The sequence below is a fragment of the Cycloclasticus sp. P1 genome (assembly GCF_000299965.1).
Taxonomy (GTDB): Bacteria; Pseudomonadota; Gammaproteobacteria; order Methylococcales; family Cycloclasticaceae; genus Cycloclasticus; species Cycloclasticus pugetii.
In genome coordinates this window covers 1,207,455-1,229,443 of the sequence record NC_018697.1, presented here as the reverse complement: position 1 = coordinate 1,229,443, position 21,989 = coordinate 1,207,455, and the positions used below count along the sequence as shown (strand labels likewise).

Annotated in this window: 23 protein-coding genes, 1 tRNA gene and 1 riboswitch; of the genes, 13 read left to right on the top strand and 11 right to left on the bottom strand. The window is 41.9% G+C overall.

All coding sequences use genetic code 11. The features are described from left to right. Positions 1–143: 143 nt before the first annotated feature. The 3 genes from nhaD to Q91_RS05860 all read right to left on the bottom strand — a co-directional run bounded on the left by nhaD (position 144) and on the right by Q91_RS05860 (position 2,777). Positions 144–1,580, bottom strand: coding sequence for a sodium:proton antiporter NhaD (gene nhaD / locus Q91_RS05870; RefSeq protein ID WP_015005963.1), 1,437 nt, complete (start codon positions 1,578–1,580; stop codon positions 144–146). A 149-nt stretch (positions 1,581–1,729) separates the two neighbouring features. Then, positions 1,730–2,290 (bottom strand): CBS domain-containing protein, encoded by a 561-nt coding sequence (locus tag Q91_RS05865; RefSeq protein ID WP_015005962.1) that lies wholly within the window; start codon positions 2,288–2,290, stop codon positions 1,730–1,732. Between the two features lie 175 nt (positions 2,291–2,465). After that, complete coding sequence (locus Q91_RS05860) at positions 2,466–2,777, bottom strand: hypothetical protein (RefSeq protein ID WP_015005961.1); 312 nt, start codon at positions 2,775–2,777, stop codon at positions 2,466–2,468. An 897-nt stretch (positions 2,778–3,674) separates the two neighbouring features. Between Q91_RS05860 and Q91_RS05855 the strand changes: the two genes are divergently transcribed. Genes Q91_RS05855 through Q91_RS05835 form a run of 5 tightly spaced genes read left to right on the top strand, consistent with a single transcriptional unit; the run spans position 3,675 to position 6,603 of the window. Further along, positions 3,675–4,271 carry a DUF2796 domain-containing protein gene (locus Q91_RS05855; protein WP_016390653.1) on the top strand — a complete coding sequence of 199 codons (597 nt, stop codon included), beginning with the start codon at positions 3,675–3,677 and terminating at the stop codon, positions 4,269–4,271. Positions 4,272–4,280: 9 nt separating this feature from the next. Then, a complete protein-coding gene (locus Q91_RS05850; protein WP_015005959.1) occupies positions 4,281–4,742 on the top strand; it encodes a Fur family transcriptional regulator in 462 nt (153 codons plus the stop codon). A gap of 19 nt (positions 4,743–4,761) precedes the next feature. Further along, on the top strand, positions 4,762–5,190 hold the full coding sequence (locus tag Q91_RS05845) for a MerC domain-containing protein (protein WP_015005958.1): 429 nt from the start codon (positions 4,762–4,764) through the stop codon (positions 5,188–5,190). Continuing rightward, entirely contained in the window at positions 5,187–5,609 is a 423-nt protein-coding gene (gene hisI / locus Q91_RS05840; protein ID WP_015005957.1) for a phosphoribosyl-AMP cyclohydrolase, read from the top strand. The genes Q91_RS05845 and hisI overlap by 4 nt, the downstream gene beginning before the upstream one ends. Next, positions 5,599–6,603 carry a GTP-binding protein gene (locus Q91_RS05835; RefSeq protein ID WP_015005956.1) on the top strand — a complete coding sequence of 335 codons (1,005 nt, stop codon included), beginning with the start codon at positions 5,599–5,601 and terminating at the stop codon, positions 6,601–6,603. The genes hisI and Q91_RS05835 overlap by 11 nt, the downstream gene beginning before the upstream one ends. A 30-nt stretch (positions 6,604–6,633) precedes the next feature. Here Q91_RS05835 and Q91_RS05830 read toward each other — a convergent pair whose 3' ends face one another. After that, a complete protein-coding gene (locus Q91_RS05830) occupies positions 6,634–7,245 on the bottom strand; it encodes a DUF3299 domain-containing protein (protein ID WP_015005955.1) in 612 nt (203 codons plus the stop codon). A 161-nt stretch (positions 7,246–7,406) separates the two neighbouring features. Here Q91_RS05830 and Q91_RS05825 point away from each other — a divergent pair, with 161 nt between their 5' ends. Both Q91_RS05825 and Q91_RS05820 read left to right on the top strand, forming a co-directional pair. Beyond that, positions 7,407–8,093, top strand: a complete 687-nt coding sequence (locus Q91_RS05825) for an ATP-binding cassette domain-containing protein (protein WP_015005954.1) — start codon at positions 7,407–7,409, stop codon at positions 8,091–8,093. Then, positions 8,087–9,322 (top strand): ABC transporter permease, encoded by a 1,236-nt coding sequence (locus tag Q91_RS05820; protein WP_015005953.1) that lies wholly within the window; start codon positions 8,087–8,089, stop codon positions 9,320–9,322. Before Q91_RS05825 ends, Q91_RS05820 begins: the two co-directional genes overlap by 7 nt. 110 nt (positions 9,323–9,432) lie before the next feature. Here Q91_RS05820 and Q91_RS05815 read toward each other — a convergent pair whose 3' ends face one another. The 3 genes from Q91_RS05815 to Q91_RS05805 form a co-directional block, all read right to left on the bottom strand. After that, positions 9,433–10,713: a Y-family DNA polymerase gene (locus tag Q91_RS05815; RefSeq protein ID WP_015005952.1), complete on the bottom strand. Its 1,281-nt coding sequence runs from the start codon at positions 10,711–10,713 to the stop codon at positions 9,433–9,435. A 25-nt stretch (positions 10,714–10,738) separates the two neighbouring features. After that, the gene (locus Q91_RS05810; protein WP_015005951.1) at positions 10,739–11,335 is read right to left on the bottom strand and encodes a LexA family transcriptional regulator; all 597 of its coding nucleotides are present in this window, start codon (positions 11,333–11,335) and stop codon (positions 10,739–10,741) included. 194 nt (positions 11,336–11,529) lie between these two features. Next, complete coding sequence (locus tag Q91_RS05805; protein ID WP_015005950.1) at positions 11,530–12,378, bottom strand: fumarylacetoacetate hydrolase family protein; 849 nt, start codon at positions 12,376–12,378, stop codon at positions 11,530–11,532. A 107-nt stretch (positions 12,379–12,485) separates the two neighbouring features. Here Q91_RS05805 and Q91_RS05800 point away from each other — a divergent pair, with 107 nt between their 5' ends. From Q91_RS05800 to Q91_RS05785, 4 genes are all read left to right on the top strand, one after another. Then, the gene (locus Q91_RS05800) at positions 12,486–12,896 is read left to right on the top strand and encodes an MAPEG family protein (protein WP_015005949.1); all 411 of its coding nucleotides are present in this window, start codon (positions 12,486–12,488) and stop codon (positions 12,894–12,896) included. A gap of 107 nt (positions 12,897–13,003) precedes the next feature. Further along, positions 13,004–13,849: an ABC transporter substrate-binding protein gene (locus Q91_RS05795; protein WP_015005948.1), complete on the top strand. Its 846-nt coding sequence runs from the start codon at positions 13,004–13,006 to the stop codon at positions 13,847–13,849. Positions 13,850–13,871: 22 nt separating this feature from the next. Beyond that, positions 13,872–14,873 (top strand): iron ABC transporter permease, encoded by a 1,002-nt coding sequence (locus tag Q91_RS05790; protein WP_015005947.1) that lies wholly within the window; start codon positions 13,872–13,874, stop codon positions 14,871–14,873. Further along, complete coding sequence (locus Q91_RS05785) at positions 14,870–15,652, top strand: ABC transporter ATP-binding protein (RefSeq protein ID WP_015005946.1); 783 nt, start codon at positions 14,870–14,872, stop codon at positions 15,650–15,652. The genes Q91_RS05790 and Q91_RS05785 overlap by 4 nt, the downstream gene beginning before the upstream one ends. A gap of 36 nt (positions 15,653–15,688) precedes the next feature. Here Q91_RS05785 and Q91_RS05780 read toward each other — a convergent pair whose 3' ends face one another. Beyond that, entirely contained in the window at positions 15,689–17,512 is a 1,824-nt protein-coding gene (locus tag Q91_RS05780) for a TonB-dependent receptor domain-containing protein (RefSeq protein WP_015005945.1), read from the bottom strand. 110 nt (positions 17,513–17,622) lie between these two features. After that, positions 17,623–17,830, bottom strand: a riboswitch (cobalamin riboswitch). A gap of 66 nt (positions 17,831–17,896) precedes the next feature. On the opposite strand from Q91_RS05780, the gene Q91_RS05775 reads away from it, so the two are divergent. Continuing rightward, positions 17,897–18,544 carry a response regulator gene (locus tag Q91_RS05775; RefSeq protein ID WP_015005944.1) on the top strand — a complete coding sequence of 216 codons (648 nt, stop codon included), beginning with the start codon at positions 17,897–17,899 and terminating at the stop codon, positions 18,542–18,544. A 64-nt stretch (positions 18,545–18,608) separates the two neighbouring features. Beyond that, positions 18,609–18,696 (top strand) — tRNA-Leu (locus Q91_RS05770). Between the two features lie 41 nt (positions 18,697–18,737). Here the strand turns inward: Q91_RS05770 and Q91_RS05765 are convergent. The 3 genes from Q91_RS05765 to Q91_RS05755 all read right to left on the bottom strand — a co-directional run bounded on the left by Q91_RS05765 (position 18,738) and on the right by Q91_RS05755 (position 21,988). Then, complete coding sequence (locus Q91_RS05765) at positions 18,738–19,529, bottom strand: hypothetical protein (protein WP_015005943.1); 792 nt, start codon at positions 19,527–19,529, stop codon at positions 18,738–18,740. Between the two features lie 135 nt (positions 19,530–19,664). Next, the gene (locus Q91_RS05760; RefSeq protein ID WP_015005942.1) at positions 19,665–20,498 is read right to left on the bottom strand and encodes a GIY-YIG nuclease family protein; all 834 of its coding nucleotides are present in this window, start codon (positions 20,496–20,498) and stop codon (positions 19,665–19,667) included. Next, positions 20,498–21,988: a class I SAM-dependent DNA methyltransferase gene (locus tag Q91_RS05755; RefSeq protein ID WP_015005941.1), complete on the bottom strand. Its 1,491-nt coding sequence runs from the start codon at positions 21,986–21,988 to the stop codon at positions 20,498–20,500. The genes Q91_RS05760 and Q91_RS05755 overlap by 1 nt, the downstream gene beginning before the upstream one ends. Between the last annotated feature and the right edge of the window lies 1 nt (position 21,989).

Below are 21,989 nucleotides of genomic sequence, written 5' to 3'. Positions count from 1 at the left end.
TTTATTCTAACTGTATAAAAATCTTAATATTATTTATTAAAGTGCGCAAAAAAATTAATAAATTGGGCCTAAGCGGTGACTCCATGGGGTTAATTAATCGAATGTTTTATATTAAGCTTTAGCTATTTTATAGAACATGTTATTTAAAAAAGCCCCGCGTTGATCCACATATGAACATAAATACTGGCAGCGTAACCGAGAGCGATAACCGGTGCCCATTTAAGGTGTGAAGCAAATGTATAGATACCACGTGCTTGCCCCATTAGGGCAACACCTGCAGCAGAGCCAATTGATAATAAGCTTCCTCCAACTCCAGCGGTTAATGTAACCAGTAACCATTGACCTTGAGACATATCGGGCGACATGGTTAAAACGGCAAACATCACTGGAATGTTGTCGACAATGGCAGACATAAGGCCCAGTAATACATTTGCGGTAGTTGGCCCTAGGTCGCCATAGATGAATTCGGAAGCCAGACCTAGGTAGCCAAGAAAGCCTAACCCTCCTACCGCCATGATCACACCATAGAAGAAGAATAGGGTGTCCCATTCAGCGCCTGCAACCTTCTCGAAAACATCAAATTCACGAAAATCAGTCTGTGCGTTATCTTTACTGCCTTCTTGAAACCTTTCTTCAAAACCTGGTGAGTTTCGTGAATGCTCGCTAATTTTAAGGTAATAACTAAAAAATTTCAGGTAGGCTAAACCGGTCATCATGCCAATGGCAGGAGGTAGGTGCAGGAAGTTATGAAAGCAGACAGCGGTCAAAATGGTTAATGCAAAAAGCATAACAATAGTTAGACCGCCTCGTTTAATAAGCAATGTTTCATTATCATCGACAGAGTTAGGCATTCCAGCAGGGATGAAAGCACTCATAATGGCTGCGGGTACTAAATAATTTACCAGTGATGGTATAAAAAGATTAAAGAATTCAGTAAATTGAAGTAAGCCTTTTTGCCACACCATTAACGTGGTGATGTCGCCGAACGGGCTGAACGCACCGCCTGCGTTTGCACCAACAACGATGCTGATGCAGGAAATAGACACAAATTTAGGAGCGTTTTTGCCAACGGTAAGCACAACAGTACACATGATAAGTGCCGTTGTTAGATTGTCTGCCACCGGTGATATAAAGAAGGCTAGGGTACCGGTTAACCAGAATAGGTTTTTATAACTGAAGCCTTTATCAATTAACCAGCCACGGAGCGCATCAAATACTTTGCGCTCTATCATCGCGTTTATATAGGTCATTGCTACCAATAAAAAGAAGAATAATTCGGCATATTCAAGAAAGTTATGGCGTAAGGCGATTTCTGCAGCATGATCATACCCATGGGTCTTGTATGCGATTGCGATCATGATCCAGATGAGCCCAGCAGCCAATAAGACCGGTTTGGATTTACGTAAGTGAAGTTGCTCTTCAAAGATCACTAGTGTGTAGGCGAGAGCAAAAACTAATAATGATAAATATCCAACTATAGTGGATGTAAGGTCTATCGGTTGGTAAGTAGCTGAGGAGGACCATGCAAGGCAGGGGGTTATTAGCAGCAGTAAAGCGGCTAGTATCATAAGTATTTTCATCTAAAGTGCTCCTTATTATTAGCACTGTGTTAAAAATGCTAAAAAAATTATCGAGTATGAAACGAAATGAACGTAGATATCTGTTCTATTAAGGTAAAGGTTCCCACGATTGATCGTGGGAACCCAGCCTCACCGTTATAAGGTTTAATTTAATGTTGAATGGCCTTAAAAATCCCAACAAAGCTGGAGTCACTTTTAATGTTTATCTGTAATTGAAGTGATCTAGCAATGTCGCTGGCTGAAATGATTCCTCGAATTTTGTGATGCTTATGGTCCACAACCAGGCAGTGTCGGTAACCGCTGTTTTTAAGGCTACCAATAACATCTTTAATAGAGGCGTGTGCCAGATCCGAATAATCAAAAGACTTTAATTTATTTCTCGGTCTCATAAAGTCAGTAACAGACAGTTCTTCTCTGTTTTCACCTTTAGATACACGCTTAAGTATTTCCCGGCTATTTAAGTCCTCTAGGCTAACGACACCTAATAAATGATTGTTACTATTAACAACAAACTTTAAGCGAACATGTTCTGTTTGCATGAGTTTTTCAGCATCTATGGCAGACATAGAGGAGTTTATAACCATCGGTTGGGTTTTTTCAAAATCGGTGAAGATTTCGAACGCTGGTGACTTCAAGCTAATTTGTTTGTTTAGCTCTGGCCAAGCTAATTCATCGAAGGGAGTAGTATCGTAAAATGCTAAGTCTTTCATCGTTGTGCTCTCCGGTTTTTAAATGATATGCCATGGGAAGGCAGAAAATGACTTTAAGGGAGGCGTGTTGTCTTACAGTATTGCATAGCTTGTGACGGCTATTGCGAATACGCAGCTATTAGGCAGCCCTTAAAAAATAGTTGTTTTTGACCAGAAAAGTCTAGTCTGTATAACGTTAGCCGATGAAGGAGGGAGGGGCGCGGATAGAAAATTTGCCAGCAATATTATGTGCTGAAACGTAAATAGGGTGTGAACGGTCGCTATGAGTAGCGTGTTTTTTGTTGTGATAGACGTGCGTTGATAAAAAATCATCAACGTTATCAAAAGGATTGTTTTCATCTGATAACTCAAACTCTACAAGCGAAGAGGCAGGCTTAAAAGAGCTGTCTGAATATAGGTGCTGTGTATCACCTAGAGCCGCCGATGAGACGGCGATCAGTGTTAAAGACAGAAAAAATAGACCTATCTTTGATTTCTTAATTAACATGAGGAATCTGATGAGGTTAGTCCAACTTAAATTAATGGCCAGTGCGTGTAGATTGCCTAATAAGGAATATTGCTGAAGGTTAATGATATTGTCAATGGAATTTGTATAAAAACCTTTGTCGTTCGTAGAGCCTGCTGTTTACATAAAGATAAAGAATAATTAGCTCTCAGTCGCCATTAAAATCGATTTATCGCATTCGGTTGATGACTGGATCGGCTTTCAGTTTATTGATGATGAACTGGTTACACCTGAAAATGAGTTTGTCACACTGGGTAAAATTCGCGCTCATTAATACCTTAATGTGACGATTGATTTTAGAGCTTACGAGAACACCAGGCTAAAAGAAGATATTGAACGTTTAACGTCGCCTAAAGCCTTTTTATATAACTGGAAAAATTTTCCATAGCATCTGAAGAGTACACGCTGTAATCCTTAGCTTTAATGATATTGCCGAATATCCTACTTCGTATAATGTATATTATGTTAAATTAATACCTAAACGACAGTTGAAAATTAAGAGGGTTAATGAATTTAGGACCTCACTTTATTAATTTTTAGTTAACGGGTTATTTATTTAAATAAAGCCATTTAACAGGGGCTACTCTATTTAATGTGTGAATTAGCGAGGTTATTTATTATCTGCTCGGCCAAGGTACAGGCTTAAGACAAAGTTATGTCGAAACCCTTTGGTCACGTTTTGGTTTTTGGCTTAAACGTGTAGCCTTTACGATATAAATGTTATGTTGTATCATAACTTTCATCGCATGGGATGCATGCTATCTCAATGATGTAATTGATACTAATAATATCAGGTATGTCGATATCTAAAGCGATATACCGCTTAACCATTCTGGCAGATTGAAGATTAAAAAAACTATTACCTAGAGGGTCACTAGAATGAAGAATACATTACTTAAGTTCGTTAGCTTTAATCTAGTTTTCCTAAGCGCTGCAATACAGGCTGAGGAAGCAAGGACGAACTTAGATGCACATGTTCATGGCGTATCTGAGCTAATGGTAGTGGCCGAAGAGAATGCGCTTGAAATTCAATTTAAATCACCCGCTATGAACCTCGTTGGTTTTGAGCATCAGGCGAAATCATCAAAAGACCTTAAGGCGGTTGATAAAGCTGCTTCAACGCTTCGTCAACCTGAGGCTCTTTTCTTAATGTCTGATGCCCATTGCAAGCTGATTAATATGTCTGTCGACCTATCCAAAATTATCGACATAGACCATCAGGATAATGATCATGACAGAAGTTCAAGTAACCATAAGCATGAACATAACGATAATGGGAAGCATCATGATGAGAACCACAGTGAAATAATGGTCACCTATAAATACCACTGCCAAGACAGCACTTCCCTGCCCTCAATAACCGTGAATTTATTTGAGTTTTTTACGGGTATTGAAGAAATAAACACCATGTGGATTAATCAAACAGGGCAAGGTGCGGTAACACTCCGACACAATAACCGTACTATTAACTTTTAGGTCACATTTATGGATAACACAGATAGCATCCTTCAATCTGCAGAACGTCATTGCAAAGATCACGGCACCCGATTGACGGAAAAAAGAAAGCTAGTTTTAACGGGGCTTATACAGTCTGAGATGGCTCTTTCCGCTTATGAATTAATCGCTGAGGTAAAGAAACAATACAATCAAGACCTTGCCGCCATGTCGGTTTATCGTATTTTAGATTTTCTAGAAAGTGAAAAACTGGTTCATAAGCTCAAATTAGCAAATAAGTACATCGCTTGCGAGCATATTAGCTGCGACCATGCTCATGGCGTGTCGCAATTTTTGATTTGCGGGCAATGTAATAAAGTTAAAGAAATCAACATTAAGCCAGCTACTATGGCGGAACTTCAAACGACCGTTGACGAAGCCGGATTCAAGCTTATCAGCCCCCAATTTGAAATGAACTGCATTTGTGCTGATTGTTTAGCACATACAGCCTAACAACCTAGGAAACTATTAAATGAAAACAACACAAGTGATGACAGACAAACTAGCGATTGGTTTATCATTATTATGCACCTTCCATTGCTTAGCCCTACCGATTTTATTGGTTTTACTACCCAGTATGGCGGCACTGGGATTAGATAATGAGAACTTCCATCTATGGATGGTTGTGGCTGTCATTCCAAGCAGTCTTTACGCTTTAACCTTGGGCTGCAAACAGCACAAACGCTATCAACTGTTCTATTTAGGCGCAATTGGAGTGGCGCTACTCATCTTGGCCTTAGCTTTAGGAGAAGAGCGAATTGGTGAGTCAGGTGAAAAGACACTGACAGTTTTAGGCGCCTGCTTCGTTGCCATTGGCCATTGGTTTAATTACCGCCTTTGTAATGCACTAGACCATGAAAACTGCGCCTGCCCTAACGATAAAGATTCTGGTGTAAATTGAAACGCGACTACTTTATCACCTTAGAGCAAAAAAGTAACAACAGTTTATTAGCATTACCTGAAGTTATAGAGCAACTTGCTTTTAACGAGCAAGGTTTAATTCCTGTTATTACTCAAGATGCAAACACCCAGTCGGTATTAATGTTCGCCTGGATGAATAAAGAGGCACTTGCACAGACAATTGCAACTCAGCGCATGACCTACTGGTCGAGAAGCCGTCAGCAGCTTTGGATTAAAGGTGAAACCAGTGGTAGCTGGCAAAAATTGCTAGCCATGTCGCTCGATTGTGATGGCGATGTTATTCTTTGTGAAGTCGAGCAACAAGGAGCTGCTTGCCATACCGGCCGCAAATCGTGTTTTTATTTGCACGTTGACGTTGATAGTCAGCACGTTAGGATCACTGACAGCAATGAGCTCTGAAAGCGGTAACATTCAAGCCGTTCCCACCAACATCATTACAGGCTTTTTAGGTGTTGGAAAAACCTCTGCAATTTTGCATTTACTTAAATGCAAACCAAACGATGAACGCTGGGCGGTATTAATCAATGAATTTGGAGAAATTGGTGTCGACGGCAGTGTTGTAGCCGGTCAACATTCAACCGACGAGGGGATTTTCATTCGTGAAGTACCCGGAGGCTGCATGTGTTGTGCTGCCGGCTTACCTATGCAAACTGCCTTAAACCAACTCTTAGCGAAAGCTAAACCAGATCGTTTACTGATTGAACCCACCGGGCTCGGACACCCTAAAGAAGTATTGCAGGCGCTTTCTATGGAGTATTATCAGGAGGTCTTGTCTTTGCAGAAAACTATTACCTTGGTGGATGCAAGAAACTTGTCTGACTCACGCTATACCCAGCATGAAACGTTTAACCAGCAAATTGCAATTGCCGATACCGTTGTTGGAAATAAGTTGGACTTATATCAAGACACTGATAAGGCCAACTTAATTGCTTACGTGAAACAACGAGGACAGACCAACACACGTGTTATTTTTACCCAGCATGGGGAAATACCCTTTTCAGCATTACAGGGCTCAACCTCCAGTTCATACCAAGCGTCCCTTCCCCATCATCACGCATCGGGTTCAAAACCACTTGTTTCAGAGGCTGACATACCGGCTTGCGGATTCTTAAAGGCCATCAATGAGGGTGAAGGATATAAAAGTATCGGCTGGCGCTTTTCTCCTCATAAGGTTTTTCAGCGCGAAAAATTACTGGTATTTTTAACCGGCTTGCAAGTCGAACGAATGAAGGCCGTTTTTATAACTGAGGCTGGTTTTTTTGCTTATAACCTTGCTAACGATACGTTAACAGAGATTGGACTGGACGAGTGCTTGGAAAGCCGTATTGAAATTATTTCTGACCGCCTCGATGACGCCTTAGAACCGCAACTAATGGCTTGTATCGCCGATTGATTTTTAATCGGTTTATTCATTTTTAATGGTTTATTCTGAGTAAAGCTCAAATGATTGCATCTCCATGCTGTAAGCGGCTGTTGCCATTTCATTTTCAACAAGCGAGGTGTTTACAATACCCGATACCCAGAAAGGGTCATACAAAGCCTCTACTTTTAAGCCTTTTGGGTAGTTTACAAAAATAATTTGATTGGGTGGTGGTGGCGGCACATGAATGCAGGCACCAAAAAAGGGTACTAAAAAAAACTGAGTGATGGTTTGTTCATCATCAAACTCTAAGGGCACAATAAAGCCTGGAATACGAATCGCTTGCCCATCCATTTCCTGAACAATCCGTGTTGAAGAGAGTGCCTGTTGATAGGGATCATCACTAGCAGCAGCAAGGGCATTAGCAACTTGGCTACTAATCTGATCTTCAAATGAACGATCTTCAATATCGTTTATGTAGCTAGGCGGATTAAGAAGTATTTCTAAGTCTTCTTTCGGCATCAACTTCGTCCATTCAATGGTTTTGAAGCTCGATTCTGACAGTGTTGCCTGTTCAGGCTTATCAGTTATTAACGGTTGCTTAGTTGGCGACTCTACTACTTCTGGCCTCAATACTGGATCTATTGCTTCGTTAACAACCTCACTATCTGGCATCTCACATGCTAAGAGCGTCAATGTGGCGAATATAAAAAACGTTACGTTTAATAGTTTAGGCATTATGTTAAGCACTCAAAAATTTTAAAAATTGATTTCATTCTGCAATGTTACATTATATCATTTATAGCACTTTAATTGATGCATTGTTGAGGCGTTTAATGGCCATTGAGCTCACTAATATCCGCTTTCACTACCCGGCACAGCCTGAGCAGAATATATTAAATATTCCCCATTGGTCTTTAGCTAGCGAAGAGCGGATATTTTTACACGGCCCTTCAGGTAGTGGCAAATCAACTTTACTGAGCCTGTTGAGTGGTTTACTTCCGCCGAGCGATGGACAGTTGAACGTTCTTGGCCAACCTTTAGATAAAATGAGCGGCCGACAGCGTGATCGCTTCCGTGCTGCGCATATCGGTTATGTATTCCAGCAGTTTAATTTGGTTCCCTACCTCAGTCCAGTCGACAATATCTTGTTGGCGACTCGGTTTGCAAAACGACAGTCCTCAATCGACCTAAACGAAGAAGCTCAAGAGCTATTAAATGCATTGCACATCGCCAAGAAAGAATGGTACCGCCCTACCCGCGAGCTAAGTATTGGGCAACAGCAACGCGTTGCCATTGCCCGCGCTTTGATCAACAAACCGCGTTTACTGATGGCTGATGAACCTACCTCTTCGCTAGACATGAAAAATAGAGACGCCTTTATGGACTTGTTAATGACGATAGTGGCTGATAACAACATGACATTACTGTTCGTCAGCCATGACCTTAGCTTATCCAGTTATTTTGAGAATGTTGAATCTTTGCATGATATCAATCAATTAGGGGGTTCAGCCTCATGCTAGCCAAACTGGCCCTGCAAAGCTTACTCGACCGTAAAGGCTCAGTTATGCTCTCATTGATGGCGATGACAGTGAGTATTTTTGTGTTACTTGGTGTCGAGCAAATTCGTCAACAAACTAAAGAGAATTTCTCTAATACCGTGTCCGGTGTTGACCTGATTGTTGGTGCTAGAACAGGCAGTCTCAACTTACTGTTATATTCTGTTTTTAGAATCGGCTCGCCGACCAACAATATCCGTATGGAAACCTACGACAATATTGCCAGCAATGAAAAAGTGAAATGGGCGATCCCGATGTCTCTCGGTGATTCACACAAAGGCTATCGTGTGCTGGGCACCTCGACAGACTATTTTCGCTATTTCAGCTATGGCAAACAGCATCGTTTAGCATTTACTCAAGGACAGGCATTTGGTCAGTTGTTTGATGTCGTATTGGGTTCCAATGTCGCACAACAACTCGGTTATCAATTGGGTGATAAAATCACCTTGGCTCATGGTCTTGCCGCCACTAGTTTTAGTATGCACGATGATCGACCCTTTACCGTGGTTGGGATTTTAGCAGCTACCGGAACGCCGGTTGATCAAACCTTGCATGTTAGCTTGCAAGGTATTGAAGCCATTCATACCGATTGGCAACAAGGCGTGAAAACACATAACAATACACTCACTCAAGCAGAGCTAGAACAAACCAATTTAAAACCCAAAAGCCTTAATGCTTTTATGCTGGGTCTTAAATCAAAAATGACCACATTCCAGTTTCAAAGGATGATCAATCAATACAAACAAGAACCTTTACTGGCTATTTTGCCAGGGGTTGCTTTATCAGAACTCTGGCAAATGATGAGTGTTTTAGAAAATACGCTACTGTTAGTCTCTGCATTGGTTTTTATTGCTGCCTGCTTGGGGGTTAGCGCAATGCTACTGGCATCGATTCGCGAGCGCAGCCGTGAAATCCACTTACTGCGTGTTATTGGCGCACCGCCCTATATTTTGTTTTTACTCATTGAGCTAGAAGCCCTACTGATTACACTGCTAAGTTGTGTTTTAGCAATCGCTCTTTTGGCTCTTTGCCTATTTTTCTTACAGGATTATTTAATATCGCATTTCGGGCTACCTATTCAATTAAATTTATTGACCGAAAATAGCCTGTATTTGATGGCTGCGTTAATCATTACGTCCATTTTTGCCGCCATCATTCCTGCGTTGAGCAGTTACCGAAAAGCTAGAGGATAGCTGGTCTAATTGGTAAGCAAAACAAATCCGGTAGAGAGTAGTAGCTAAATAATAATAAATTAGGTTTCTTATTAATTGCAACTTATTGAAATATAGATGCTTTATAGAATCTATTTAACCCGCGCTATTTCTTTCCAGTTTGTTGTATAAAGGCTAGACCTATTAATGGGAACTGACTGCTGTAATGACTTATTACCTGCTGCAGCAAAACGAAGGCTGTTATTAAATCGTGAATTAATGGCATCCATCGTTTTCATCAGAGTTACGCTTTTTTCATTGCCTGTCGACTGACTGTTAAATATATCCTGCTGATGGATCACACTGCTTTGAGCCAGCTGTATATCTCCTAAGGTTACACCCGCTTTTTGATATTGATAGCCTGGGAGAAAAATACCCGCTAATAGTTTTTTGGCGATTTTAATTAAATCCCGACTATCTTGTGTGCCCGATTTTAATTTATAAGTCGCTTTTTCAGAATAAAACGGTTTTTTATCAAATGGGCTGGTACGAATAAAAACACTCACTTGCAGCGCAACACCTTTCTGGGCTCTTAGTTTTTCAGCTGCTTTAAGACAAAAAACACTCAATACTTGTTCAAGTTCTTGCCGATCAGTCACTTTATCTTTAAAGCTTCTAGAGCAAATAATTTGTTGCTTTGGTTTTTGCTCTTCATTAAAAGACATAACTGGAGTCCCTTGCAATTCTTGCACTGTTTGAGCCAAGGTAATATTAAAGTGCTTTTTTATTGAATTGATGGGTTGAGATTGCAAATCCCATACAGTTTCAATACCCAACGTATTAAGCTTTTCGTTTAATCGGCGGCCAACGCCCCACACTTCGCCAACCGGCGTTATTTGCATTATCTTCTGGCGCCTAATGGGTTCGTTAATATCTACTACCCCACCGCTACTTGGCCATTTCTTTGCCGCATAATTTGCCAGTTTAGCCAGCGTTTTTGTTGGGCCTATCCCTACCCCAACCGGTATACCAACCCAGCGTGCTAGGCTGTTTTTTATCTCTAAGCCTAAGTCAGTTGCGTTAACGTTATGTCGCTCCAAATCGATAAAAGCCTCATCTATCGAGTAAACATCTACCGAGGGCGAAAAAGCAGTCAGGCTATGCATGATGCGTGCGGATAAATCTGCATACAAAGGGTAATTAGAGGAAAACAGTTGTATATCGTGCTGTCTAACCAGCTGCCTGACTTGGTGGACAGGGACGGCCATTTTTATGCCTAGGTCTTTAACCTCTTGGCTACGAGAAACAATGCAACCATCATTATTACTGAGCACGGCCACCGGTTTATTCAATAAGTCGGGACGAAATAATCGCTCACAACTGACGTAGAAATTATTGCAATCAACCAATGCAATGTTTGCGGGGTATTTCACGGTAAGTTAGCGTTTTTATAGGTTTTTATACATTGTGGATAACGCTCGTTACCACACCCCAAATAACCATGTCTACTTCCTCTTTTATGGGTATATCTGGGTAATCTGGGTTCTCGGGAGCAAGCACCAATTTACCTTCTTTTGAGCGCAGCCGTTTAACAGTTAACTCGCCATCTAGAGCGCAAACAACTATTTTACCCACGCTTGCATGAACGGATCGATCAACCACAAGGATATCATCGGGGTGAATACCAGCACCCAGCATAGACTCCCCTTCTGCTCTAACAAAAAAAGTAGTCGCCGGCTTGTTAATAAGGAGTTCATTCAGGTCAAGTCTTTTTTCTATGTAATCATCGGCCGGTGACGGGAAACCAGCAGCAACACTGACACCATAGAGTGGGATAGATGGTACGGGGCTATCTAAATCGGGTAAAAAAATATTAGGAAAAGGTATTTTTTCAGCGTTAATTTTTTGCTTTTTGTGTTCCAGTAATTCGCTAACAGTCGCCATAAGGCTTTCTGGTATTCTAACGGCCTTGGTAGGTTCGCCATAGCTTGAAGAGCCTTTTTTGCGACCTGCTCCTGCACGCGCTCCTCCATGTTTTGTTACTTTTTCGACCATGATAAAACTCTTTTCTATAAGACACTTGAATAGTGTACGTAAATCAAGTTGGAATGAAAAGGGCTTTTAAAAGTTATCCACTAAAACTGTGGATAACTTTGTGAAGAAGTATCGTAAAGCGAAAAAAAGGTAGTGCTGGCGACTACTTATAAAAACTGGTCTAATTTTGACCAGCCATAATATTTTGCTAGTTTCTAAGCGCTATAATCAACAACGTTATGCTGTTGAGCACCGAGTCCTTCGACTTCGGCAACCACTTTGTCGCCTGCTTTAAGAAACTGTGGTGGGTTCATACCAAGCCCTACTCCTTCTGGCGTGCCGGTAAAAATTAAATCACCCGGTTGAAGGCTCATAAACTCATTAATATAGCTCACCAATTTTTTAACTGAATGAATCATCGTATCGGTGTTGCTGGCCTGCATCCGTTTACCATTAACATCTAAGCTCACAGCGCATGATTGGTACTGTCTAAACTCATCCAAGGTCACAAAGTATGGTCCAATGGGGGCAAAGGTATCTGCACTTTTACCTTTAAGCCACTGGCCACTTCGGCTTTTTTGAAAATATCGCTCAGATACATCAATGCCCGTACAGAAACCAGCAATATGCGCTTCTGCATCGTCTTCTGAAATATATCGAGCTGGCTTACCAATAATAACGACAAGCTCTATCTCCCAGTCCACTTGTGTCGCGCCTTTAGGTCGCTCAATAAGGTCAAAGGGGCCGCTTAAAGCACTAACTGCTTTGGTAAAGAGCACCGGCTCGTCTTGCTGCTTGCCCCCTGTTTCTTTAATGTGCTCATCATAATTTAAACCAACAGCAATAATCTTGCCTGGGTTTAATAACGGCGCGCCAATGCGGTCAGGTTTTTCTATAATGGGCAGACTATCAACATCGAGGTTTTTCAGTGCCTGTAAACCATCGTTGGCTAAAAAATCAGATGAAATAACATCACACACACCCTCTAAAGAGCGAATTCTATTGTTACTGTCTAACAGGCAAGGAATTTCCTGACCGAGTAAACCAACATTGAGTAATTTCATAGAGGAGCCTTTTCATTAAGGGTTAATTAAATACTCTGATACTATATCTGAATCACTATGTTGGTGAACAGTGATACAAACTAATAATAAATTTAGGAGATATAAATATGAGTAATGCAGTTGTAGCCTTAGGCGGGTTCGCGTTTTGGACCTTAATTCTTGTTTTATCGATAGCCACATTTCGTGCGATTAGTGACCTTGTTCTTAAGCGCGGTATTCCTATAAACGGCTTTAAACCGGATGGCTCAGATGTACCGGGTTTTGGTCAACGATTAACCCGTGCACACTTAAACAGCCTTGAACTGCTACCGGTTTTTGCTGCCGTCGTATTAACGGCCTCTTTGGCGGGTCAAATGGCTTTATTGGAACCAACCGTTATGTATATTCTGTATGCTAGAGTGGCTCAATCTATCGTACATCTGATTTCTACTTCAGCTATTGCTGTGCTGATTCGCGGTATCTTCTTTGTTGTTCAAGTTGCATTATTAATCTCTTATATCTGGCAGATTATTATGTAAGAAAGGTTACATTTTTTAGTGAGTCAACAAAAAGGCTAAACCTTATCTTCAGGTTTAGCCTTTTTTATATCCCTTGTTTTTTGTTAAATAGCCGTATAATTACTGGCATGCAATTGAAACAAACACAGCGACTCATCGCCTTTTTTATCAGCTTATTGATCAGCGCTAATGTACTAGCAAAACCTCAACGGATTGTTTCGCTAAACCTATGTGCCGATCAGCTATTAATGGCACTATTACCGCCCGAGCGGTTAATTGCTATTACGCCATTAGCAGCGAACCCAGAAGCCTCTTATTTATACCAAAAAGCGGCTCAGTATCATCAACATAGTAGCCGTATTGAAGAGATTATGGCACTTAAGCCAGACTTAATTGTTGCTGGTGAATTTACCGCCCAACCAACTAACCAGCTACTTGAAGAGTTAGGTTATAAGGTGATCAAGTTAGGCTTACCTATTAACAGTGACGGCATTTTTCAGCAAGTGCGCTTTTTAGGTCAGCAAATTGGTGAACCTGCTCGTGCCGAGGCGCTTGTTCTGGCTATGCACAAACAGTTAGCTAACATTATTGGGGCACAAGATAACAGATATCAACGAGCAGCTGTTTACTATGCCAACGGCTTTACCGCAGGCCAGCAGACTATCGTCAATGAAATTTTAACAATGGCGGGGCTAAGAAATATTGCTGCGGAGTTGAATTTAGATTATGTTGCCCCGCTATCGCTAGAATCTCTACTGGCATCAAAGCCAGACATTCTTCTATTAGGACGCTCCAATAACAACACCAACAGCTTAGCGCACCAAATTTTGCAGCACCAGGCCATCCATCGGTATGCAGCGCTCAAACAGGTAAAAAGAATAACCATTCCTGATAGATATTGGAGTTGTGCAGGACCGTCTAGTTTCGCTGCAGCGAGTTACCTACAGCAGCAATTATTAGCGCAACCCCTTTAATACACCCATGCAAACTCGCTTAATGACTAACCATAACGAAACCCGTTTAACATCAATCTTATTAATGGGCCTGTTAGTGTTAATGGCATTGTCATTAATAATAGGCGAATTAAATATAAGTATTATCAATAGCTTAAAAAGTATTCTTAATAACCAGTCTACATTAGAATCTATTGTATTTGAAGAAATTCGTTTGCCCCGCACCCTACTCGCTGTGCTGATTGGCGCGTCATTAGGTTTATCCGGCGCGGCTTTACAAGGCATGGTTAGAAATCCATTAGCCGAACCCGGTGTTATCGGCGTATCAAGCAGTGCCGCCTTGGGCGCAGTGATTGTTTTTTACTTTGGCTTAAGCGCCATTTTCCCAATGGCATTACCGCTCGGGGGAATAGCCGGTGCTTTATTAGCGGTTGTTTTTCTGTACTTATTAACCGGTAAAAATAGCAGCATGCTCACCCTAATATTGGCGGGCGTCGCTGTTAGTAGCCTTGCAGCGGCCTTAACAGCGTTAGCGCTCAATTTATCGCCTAACCCCTATGCTTCTCTTGAAATATTTTTTTGGTTAATGGGCTCCTTAGCCGAGAGAAGCTTTACACACGTTTGGTTAATTTTGCTGCCAACCCTATTAGGCTGGTGGTTAATGTTAAAAGGACGGCGCGATTTAGATGTACTCTCACTGGGTGAAGACACCGCCCAATCCTTGGGTGTTAACTTGGCAAAGCTTAATCGACGTATTATTTTAGGCGTTGCCTTAGCAGTTGGTTCTGCGGTATCGGTAAGCGGTGGTATTGGCTTTGTAGGCTTAGTAGTCCCCCACTTACTGCGGCCATATGTGGGCTACCAACCCGGGCGGCTATTAATATGCAGCGCACTGGGTGGTGCTATATTACTATTAGCAGCCGATATGCTTGTTCGTTTAATACCGACGCAACAAGAACTTAAAATTGGCGTATTAACCGCCTTATTAGGCGCCCCTTTCTTTTTACATTTAATTTTAAAATCCAGACGAGAGTGGCTGTCATGAGTTTAGTGGCATCAAACATAGCTGTTAGTTTATCCGGCCACAGCATATTAAAAAATATGAGTATTCAGTTTCCAGCAGGAAAACTCACTGGATTAATTGGCCCTAATGGAGCCGGTAAATCCACGCTGATGCGTGCCTTAGCTGGTTTACTGCCGATTGAATCGGGTGTAATACGTTTGGCAGGCAAAGACATTCACGCCTTGCAAGCGCTTGAATTAGCGAAAGAAATAACCTATTTGCCGCAACTCGGCGAATGCCATTGGCCGTTAACCGTTGAACGGGTCGTTATGTTAGGCAGGCACCCGCATAATGATGGCCATCATGCAGACAATTTGAGTTTACAGGCAGTAGAAAAAGCTATTAAAGAAGTGGATATAGAACACCTAATCGGCCGCTCGGTTAATGAGCTATCTGGCGGTGAGCGAGCACGGGTTATGTTAGCCCGAGCGCTGGCCACAGAGAGCCCTATTTTACTAGCAGATGAGCCGATCGTATCGCTCGACCCACGGCATCAAATTGAGGTAATGGCGTTATTGCAAACGCTGGCGAAAAAAGGAAAAACAGTCATTATTGTTTTACATGAACTGCACTTAGCGATGAGGTATTGTGAGAATCTTGTTTTACTGAATAACGGGATAAAAACATCTGAAGGTATCGCCAACGAAGTACTAACGACTGAAAACATGCAGGCTGTTTATGGTGTTGATGCAATTTTTGGCGAGCACCAAGGGAGCCAATGGGTTTTACCTTGGCAGCATAAAAAAAGGGAGAAGGCATAGGCCCTCCCCCTAGTCCATTTAGAAACTCTAACGAGACTAATTAGCCGGTTGATAGCTTAATGAGAAAAACACATTCGCACCATCTGTGTTGTAACCCGCTACTGTTTCATATTCTTCATTAAATAAATTAGCAACTTTTACTTGTGCTGTTAAGTCTTTGTTTATTTTATAAGCACCTACTAAATCGACGGTGGTAAAACCGGCAAGACGGCGATTGTTTGCAACATCATCAAATCGACGGCCCGATACAAACACCTTACTTGCAAGGCTGAAATCACCAAATGCTTTATTAGCATTCAAGGTAAAGGTTTGTTCAGCACGTCTAGCCAACACATTACCATCGTTTACGCCGCCGCTTTTATTTTCAGGGTCAATCCAAGAAAACTGGCCATCGACATTTATTCCAGCAATATCAGTGGCTACTTGAAGCTCAAGCCCTTTTATCAACGCCTCGGAAATATTTTGAGGAACCCAGAAACTATCCAGCGCGATCAAGTCTTTAATTTTTGTGCGATAAGCACTGGCCGACCACGTAATATCTGCGTGTTTGCCCACTAAACCTAATTCAAAGGACTTAGAGCGCTCGGCATCTAGGCTAGGGTTTGCACCAAATGGAGAATAAAGATCAACAAGGGCTGGCGCAACAAAAGCTGTTCCAAACGATGCGTTTAAGCGTAAATTATTAGAAAGCGACGTACCCCAAGCAATGTTGCCCGTAGTATTGCTACCAAACTGCTCATTATCTTCATTTCTAACGGCTATTTGGTAAGAATGCGCACCATATTCACCTAATAATTGAGCAAAAACGGCATTGCTATGACGATTGGTTTCTGTGAAGCCACCCGATTCTTTTATTTTGTCATCTTCGTAGTCATAACCTAACACCAACACGTGTTCATCATTAATTTGAAAGTCATTTTGCAGGCTAAAATGGTCCTGTTGATTATCAGCAAAACTGGTTGCAAATGCTCCTTCGTTATCAGCCTCAATTCTGCCTTGGCTTAAGGTTGCTTTTACAGTCCATCTATCTGACACATCAGCCGTCAACTTAGCACCAAAGGTATGTTGCAAAAAGTCCGTTGTGTTGAAATAACCATCGTATTCACTTTGCCCCTCACTGTATAAGCTAAAAAACTCTAGCTCAGCAGAGTTTGCAAAGCGGTGCCCTGCTCTAATAGAGGCATTAGTGTTTCTATAAGCATCGTCGTCAGGCTCGGTAGCGAAACAACCAATGAACAATGTGCCGCTTCGACCATCACAACTGTTAAAACCATTTGTTTCTGTATAGCCGCCGCTTAAGCTATACCAGTTAGATGCATCTCCACCAGAAATGCCAAAGGTGGTTTCTTTCGTATCATGCGTACCAAAACCAACCGAAAGATGAGGTGTTAGCTCACCGGTGCCCTTTTTAGTGAAAATTTGAATTGTTCCACCAATAGAACCAGAGCCATATAAGCTTGATTGCGGCCCACGCACTAACTCAATACGCTCAATTTGGTTAAGTGGAATATGCTCAATTTGAGGCGCACCAAAGGCATTCGTTGCCAACTTAACGCCGTTCAATAAAACCTGGGTGTGGTTCGACTCTGTACCACGTAAAAATAATGACGTTTGCTTGCCTAAACCACCTGTGTTGGCAATCGTTACACCAGGAAGCCCTGAAATAGCCTCCGCAACCGTTTTATATTGATACTTTTCGATCTCTTCTTTGGTAACAACTGAGACAGAGGCTAATGTTTCATCAGCCGTTTGCGTCGTACGTGTAGCCGTCACAATAAGCGCATCATCACTGGCGAATACAATTGAAGGAGCAAAAGGTAGAACGGCGGCAACACTTGCAGCCAAAAGGGTTTTTTTCATGAGATTTCCTCGTTAGAAGGCGCAGCCCCGCGCCAGTTAAAAGACGCACGTGAGGAAATGTGATGAAGTTGAAATAGAGTAAACAACGTCAGCCCAGTTGCCCACCCGCAACGTACCGGTTTGCCTTTGGCAGGTCTCCGGGCTCATAAGTGGCTAATGTTCTGTTAACCGATGTATCGCCTTCCCATGTTTTGACACAGTGGCTGTTGATACATGTTACTTATATACCGTTGCGGGGGCAGCGTTGGGTTTGATTAAATCGTACCAACTTCCCTTTTAATTAGGCAAAGGCCTAATACCAAAAAGCGTGGGCATTATCTTTGATTTAGTCTATGCTAGTCAAGATGAGCGCTAGGTTAATTAATTGAAGAAAATCAATATCTAATGAATTCGAATAGTATTAAGGTTCTACTTGTTGACGATCATGAGTTAGTTAGAAGCGGTATAGAGCACATCTTGCAATCTGACCCGGATATTGAAGTTGTGGCGATTGGCTCTTCGGGTGAAGAAGCTGTTAAATTAGCCGAACAACTCAAGCCAGACGTTATCCTAATGGACTTAAATATGCCGGGTATAGGTGGCGCCGAAGCTTTGAAACGAATATTAAGGCGCGAACCCAGTTCTAAAATTATTGCCCTAAGTGTGTATGACGATGGCCCTATCCCGCATCAGGCTATAAAGTTAGGTGCTAAAGGTTATATCAATAAAGGCTGCGCGGTTGATGAAATGACAAGCGCGATTATGTCGGTTTACCAAGGTAAAAACTACCTGTCCTCTGCAGTGGCAACCAACTTAATCTTCAGTGGGCAAGAACCAGAAAAGAATGTTTTTAGCCAGTTAAGCAGTAGAGAGTTACAAATAGTAACAAAAATTGTTGATGGCCATAGAATTGCAGATATTGCCAATTCATTATCGATCAGCCCCAAAACAGTTAACACGCATCGCTATCGAGCACACGAAAAACTAGGCGTTTCTAACGATATCGAACTTGTTAAATTGGCCATTAATGAAGGTCTGCTAAAAAATTTATAAATTTATAATAATTTCCACTCGTCATTATCGTCATCATAGGGTAAAATTCGCGCTCAATTTGATTGCCTGGGTGGTGAAATTGGTAGACACACGGGACTTAAAATCCCGCGACCTTAACAGTCGTGCCGGTTCGATTCCGGCCCCAGGCACCATTGAATAACAAGGACTTAGTTCGTTTCGGACTAGGTCTTTTTTATTGCCTGGCAGTTAATTTCAAAGCACCCTCGAACCTACTTCTAGGGTTTTCACCTGGGTAGTCAGTATGCATTAGCCCCTTGTCGTATAGTTCCAACCAAAGCGATAAAGCAGCACGAACACCAAAGTTATCTTTTTCCGGGTCAATTTTATTCAAATATACGTCCGGTAATAACGCCATATCCTCCGGGTACCATGTCTTAGTAGAAAAACCATTGTGCTGGTTATCATTACTAAAAATAAACTGTGAGCCCTCCTTCAGGCGGTTTATCTCTTTAATGGGTACTTCATATCCTTTAACCCAAACTTTGTTTTTACACGACAGTGCAATACATGCAGCCAAGTAGGCGCGACACTTCCAATATTTAAAAACCCACCCATTGCAAATATGGTGGCGATATATTGGCTTCTCACCAATATAACCAATCGTCTCTTCTAAAATTAACAGGGCGTCTTCTTCTTGGAGTCTATCGTACGAAACAATTAGCTCAGCGTACAAACTATCGGGGTCGTTGCTTTTAATTTCACAAATGAATGCCTCAAATTCCCTTGGCTGTTTGTAAAAATCATGTAATGGGTAAATCTGACTGTCGGCACCATCTAGCCATTCACGACGTACAGCAAACATTTCGCAAGCATCATTCAGTATCTCTTCATCAAGTTTAATCAGAATACTGTCTTCATCTTTTACATCAACGAGCTTTAACCCATGGCCAAAGAAACCAGGTATTTGGTTTTTGTGAATGCCGTGATTTTCGAATAATAAGAAAAAGCGTGAAGCTACGCTCATCTGATTTTTGGGCTTGATAAAACTTTTGATACCAAGAAGTTTACAGACCTGACCTACTATTGATAGGACGGTACTGGTTAATTTAAGCGGCGTAAAAATATCCATTAACGTCGTAATATAATTAAAAATAGCAACTTAATTATCCAAATCTTTAAGCGTTTGCCCTGCCTTGTTTTTCCAAGCAGTTAAACCATTCGTCGACCCGCCTCTAACTGTAGCTCCTGCTGCGCTTGGACTGCTAAACTCAAAATCTTGGGTAAATACATAATGATCACCCGCGTCCGTTAGTGTTTTGTTTGCAATTAATTCTTCCCGTTTAATTTGCCAAGATTTAGCTGAAGGGCGATGCTTTTTCACCGCTTGCGAACCTTCTGCAACAAGAAAACCGTTTGATGTACGTCGTCCCTTTGCGGATAATCCTTTAATTGAACAAAACATCCACTCTTTTGCATCTGACGGGATAGCTTCAGGCACTTCAAAAGTATTTAATCCCAATACCGGTAATAATTGGAAAATTTTGTCTAGATACTGTTTCATATCAGCAACATCTGACTCAGGCAAACTAGAGCCACTTCCCTGACCATTATCGGTAACAAGCGCCAATTCATTTGCTCTGTTAATTACTTGCCCCTCAAGATACTTAATATGTGCCTTGGTCAGGTTATTGTCTTTACTGATAAAACTAATAACCTTGGTCCAAAACTCTCTGTCTTTGTGAGACTTATGGCCGAGTCTATCCGAAACATTATCTGCCTCACCAATATAGATTTTTTGATCACCTGTATTTTCATCAACACCAATTAAAAAATAAATACCAGGGGATTTTAGTTCTAGTCGTGATCGCAGTTCAGAAAGCTCTGAACGAGGGCCAGCTATCGCCAAGCCAGACCAATTAGAAATTTCCGCCGTGCGCAAACCATCAGGTTGACCGTTTGCTAAAAACAGTTTGATAGTAGTTGGGTAAGCCATTATGTCGTAACGCCATTAATCGTTAGTATTTCCTCAACTGAACGAAATTCGGTCAAAGCAGCTTCCAATTGCTCAACAATCTCGGATGCCAATATATCCGGTGCAGGCAGGTTTTCTGTGTCTTCTAGTGAGTCATCTTTTAACCAAAATATATCTAGATTGGTTTTATCACGGGCTATCACTTCATCATAACTGTAACTACGCCAGCGCCCTTCTCCTGTTTCTTCATCCCAAGTCGCTTTACGTTTTTTAATATCGTTGGGTTTATAAAGCGCAATAAACTCTTCAAAATCACCTTTATTTAAGCGATTTTGTTTTAGCGTTTTATGTACATTGGTGCGGTAGTCATAAACCCAAAGCTTTTTTGTCCATGCTGTTTTCGCAGCAGGTTTGTTATCGAAGAAGATAACATTAGCTTTTACGCCTTGCGCATAAAAGATACCCGTAGGAAGGCGAAGAATAGTGTGAAAATTGGTACGTTCTAACAGGTTTTTGCGAACAGTTTCACCAGCACCCCCTTCAAAGAGTACGTTGTCGGGTACTACTACGGCGGCTTTACCGTCGATTTTCAGCATATTGGCAATATGCTGAACAAAATTAAGTTGCTTATTGGATGTGGTTGCCCAGAAATCTTCGCGTTCGTAAGTAAGCTTTTCAGATTCGGCTTTGCCGGTTTTTTCACTAATCACGGTGATGGAGCTTTTTTTACCGAAGGGTGGATTGGCTAGCACGATATCCACCAGATCTTTTTCGCTCACTTCCTTGGCTAAGGCATCCTGACTGATCACAGGGCATTCACCGTCAGCACTGCCAATACCGTGCAGGTAGAGGTTCATAGCGCATAGGCGGGTGACGCTATCGACGATGTCGTTACCGCGCAGGGCATTTTCGCGTAAATGCTTTTGTTCTTTTTTTGAGGTGGCTTGAGGGGCCATATAATCATAAGCCGCTAACAAAAAACCGCCGGTACCAGTAGCAGGGTCGGCAACGGTATCCATTACATTAGGCTGCATCACATCAACCATGACCTGAATTAAAGCGCGCGGGGTAAAGTATTGGCCGGCACCGCCTTTCACATCTTGGGCGTTGCGTTCTAACAAACCTTCGTAAATCTCTCCTTTGACATCCATCGGCAGAGTTGACCAAGCTTCTTTTTCGATCATTTTGATTAGGCGTTCGAGCTTGGCCGGGTCTTGTATTTTGTTTTGCGCTTTGCGGAAGATAGTACCCAACATCCCCCCTTCTTTACCTAAATCTTCGAGAGTATGGCGATATTGTATTTCCAGGGCATCACCATCAAGCTTTACCAACTTTGACCAGCTGTAAGCTTCGGGAACGGCCACTAGCTGCCCCGACGTTTCTCGCTCATCGGCCATTTTTAAGAAGATTAAGAAGGTGATTTGCTCGACGTAATCGCCGTAGCCAACGCCGTCATCACGTAGTACGTGGGCGTAGTTCCAGACTTTGTTGACGATTTCTGATGTGCTCATA

Coding starts and splice junctions, on each gene's coding strand:
- Q91_RS05830 (WP_015005955.1), bottom strand. CDS start 7,245: ATGCCAGATAGTGAGGTTGTTAACGAAGCAATAGATCCAGTATTGAGG.
- nhaD (WP_015005963.1), bottom strand. CDS start 1,580: ATGAAAATACTTATGATACTAGCCGCTTTACTGCTGCTAATAACCCCC.
- Q91_RS05760 (WP_015005942.1), bottom strand. CDS start 20,498: ATGGCTTACCCAACTACTATCAAACTGTTTTTAGCAAACGGTCAACCT.
- Q91_RS05765 (WP_015005943.1), bottom strand. CDS start 19,529: ATGAGCGTAGCTTCACGCTTTTTCTTATTATTCGAAAATCACGGCATT.
- Q91_RS05795 (WP_015005948.1), top strand. CDS start 13,004: ATGCAATTGAAACAAACACAGCGACTCATCGCCTTTTTTATCAGCTTA.
- Q91_RS05850 (WP_015005959.1), top strand. CDS start 4,281: ATGGATAACACAGATAGCATCCTTCAATCTGCAGAACGTCATTGCAAA.
- Q91_RS05845 (WP_015005958.1), top strand. CDS start 4,762: ATGAAAACAACACAAGTGATGACAGACAAACTAGCGATTGGTTTATCA.
- Q91_RS05810 (WP_015005951.1), bottom strand. CDS start 11,335: ATGGTCGAAAAAGTAACAAAACATGGAGGAGCGCGTGCAGGAGCAGGT.
- Q91_RS05785 (WP_015005946.1), top strand. CDS start 14,870: ATGAGTTTAGTGGCATCAAACATAGCTGTTAGTTTATCCGGCCACAGC.
- Q91_RS05790 (WP_015005947.1), top strand. CDS start 13,872: ATGACTAACCATAACGAAACCCGTTTAACATCAATCTTATTAATGGGC.
- Q91_RS05835 (WP_015005956.1), top strand. CDS start 5,599: ATGAGCTCTGAAAGCGGTAACATTCAAGCCGTTCCCACCAACATCATT.
- Q91_RS05780 (WP_015005945.1), bottom strand. CDS start 17,512: ATGAAAAAAACCCTTTTGGCTGCAAGTGTTGCCGCCGTTCTACCTTTT.
- Q91_RS05775 (WP_015005944.1), top strand. CDS start 17,897: ATGAATTCGAATAGTATTAAGGTTCTACTTGTTGACGATCATGAGTTA.
- Q91_RS05805 (WP_015005950.1), bottom strand. CDS start 12,378: ATGAAATTACTCAATGTTGGTTTACTCGGTCAGGAAATTCCTTGCCTG.
- Q91_RS05820 (WP_015005953.1), top strand. CDS start 8,087: ATGCTAGCCAAACTGGCCCTGCAAAGCTTACTCGACCGTAAAGGCTCA.
- Q91_RS05825 (WP_015005954.1), top strand. CDS start 7,407: ATGGCCATTGAGCTCACTAATATCCGCTTTCACTACCCGGCACAGCCT.
- Q91_RS05860 (WP_015005961.1), bottom strand. CDS start 2,777: ATGTTAATTAAGAAATCAAAGATAGGTCTATTTTTTCTGTCTTTAACA.
- Q91_RS05755 (WP_015005941.1), bottom strand. CDS start 21,988: ATGAGCACATCAGAAATCGTCAACAAAGTCTGGAACTACGCCCACGTA.
- Q91_RS05855 (WP_016390653.1), top strand. CDS start 3,675: ATGAAGAATACATTACTTAAGTTCGTTAGCTTTAATCTAGTTTTCCTA.
- Q91_RS05800 (WP_015005949.1), top strand. CDS start 12,486: ATGAGTAATGCAGTTGTAGCCTTAGGCGGGTTCGCGTTTTGGACCTTA.
- Q91_RS05865 (WP_015005962.1), bottom strand. CDS start 2,290: ATGAAAGACTTAGCATTTTACGATACTACTCCCTTCGATGAATTAGCT.